At 64.7% G+C, this 258-nt stretch carries 1 pseudogene; it reads right to left on the bottom strand.

Features of this window, described 5'->3' with window-relative positions:
* Positions 1-258, bottom strand: a pseudogene (locus tag IB279_RS38320) (NAD(P)(+) transhydrogenase (Re/Si-specific) subunit alpha); the annotation flags it as partial.

Raw genomic sequence — 258 nt, 5'->3', positions numbered from 1 at the left:
TGATCGCACCCTCGAAGGTGACGGTCGCGCCACGGATGACGTCGTCCTCCATGTTGTGGACGAGCTTGCCGTCCTTGCCCGGCGTCAGGTCGGTCAGCATATGGCGGATATTGGTGGCGTAGAGCGTCGATGCCTGCGCGGCCATGCGGCTCGGGAAATCGGTATAGCCGATGACGACGACGCCGTTGTCGGAGACGACCCGCTGATCGGCGACGGTCAGGTCGCAGTTGCCGCCACGCTCGGCCGCAAGATCGACCA

This window comes from Ensifer sp. ENS06 (assembly GCF_014852205.1).
GTDB lineage: Bacteria > Pseudomonadota > Alphaproteobacteria > Rhizobiales > Rhizobiaceae > Ensifer > Ensifer adhaerens.
The sequence above is the reverse complement of the archived record's forward strand: the minus strand, read 5'-3'. Positions and strand labels throughout refer to the sequence as shown.